Origin of the sequence: Micromonospora sp. NPDC049799, assembly GCF_040656655.1 — a bacterium.
Lineage (GTDB): Bacteria > Actinomycetota > Actinomycetes > Mycobacteriales > Micromonosporaceae > Micromonospora.
In genome coordinates this window covers 1-1,192 of sequence record NZ_JBFAMU010000882.1, presented here as the reverse complement: position 1 = coordinate 1,192, position 1,192 = coordinate 1, and the positions used below count along the sequence as shown (strand labels likewise).

1 protein-coding gene is annotated in these 1,192 nt (G+C 71.3%); it reads left to right on the top strand.

The features are described 5' to 3' along the window. Positions 1–201 precede the first annotated feature (201 nt). Positions 202–1,104 (top strand): SDR family oxidoreductase, encoded by a 903-nt coding sequence (locus AB0I76_RS30335; RefSeq protein WP_357042696.1) that lies wholly within the window; start codon positions 202–204, stop codon positions 1,102–1,104. Positions 1,105–1,192 lie beyond the last annotated feature (88 nt).

The window sequence follows — 1,192 nt, the reverse complement described above, 5'->3', positions numbered from 1 at the left end:
ACGAGGGGGGCGCCGGCGGCTGCCGCGGCGGCGGCCAGGACCTGGCGGCGGGACGGGCCGGAGGAGGGGGTCATGCCATGCCTTTCCGTGGGGGTACGGCGTCTCGTGGACACCGGGCGCACCATAAACCGGTCGCCGTTTCCGCCCGGCGACCGGGGGTAGGGCGGTGGGGGACGACAGGTGCGGGAGAAGGAGACGCCGGTGAGCGAGGACCAGTACACGCCGCAGGACCCGACCAGCCAGTACGGCCAGCAGGAGGGCCAACCGAAGCAGAAGCAGTCGCCGCCCGGGTCGACGGCCGGGATGACCCCGAAGCCGGACCACGGCGAGGACTCGTACCGGGGCAGCGGCAAGCTGGATGGCCGGCGCGCGCTCATCACCGGCGGTGACTCCGGCATCGGCCGCGCCATCGCCATCGCGTACGCCCGGGAGGGCGCCGACGTGCTCATCTCCTACCTCGGGGAGGAGGAGGACTCCGACGCCCGGGAGACCGTGCGCCTGGTCGAGGAGGCCGGCCGCCGGGGCGTCGCGGTCCGCGGCGACATCACCGACGAACGGCACTGCCAGGAACTGGTCGACCGGACCGTCCGCGACCTGGGCGGCATCGACATCCTGGTCAACAACGCCGCCTACCAGATGGCGCAGGACAAGGGGATCCTCGGTATCTCCACCGAGCAGTTCGACCGGGTGCTCAAGACCAACCTGTACGCCATGTTCTGGCTCTGCCGGGCCGCCGTGCCGCACCTCACGGAGGGCTCGGCCATCATCAACACCACGTCCATCCAGGCGTTCGACCCGTCACCCCAGTTGCTGGACTACGCCACCACCAAGGCCGGCATCGCCAACTTCACCAAGGCGCTCGCGCAGGATCTGGCGGAGAAGGGGATCCGGGTCAACGCCGTCGCGCCCGGCCCGGTCTGGACCCCGCTGATCCCGGCGACGATGCCGCAGGAGAAGGTGGAGAAGTTCGGCCAGGACACGCCGGAGGGTCGGCCGGGTCAGCCGGCAGAGCTGGCGCCCGCGTACGTCTTCTTCGCCTCCCAGGAGTCCAGCTACGTCACCGGTGAGGTCCTCGGCGTGACCGGCGGTCGCCCCACCAAGTGACCGGCGGCGGAGCAGCAGTTCGCCCGCAACGAGGCGCTGCACGGCATCGGCGGCATCCTGCGCGCCACCGACTGTCTCTGGGTCAACC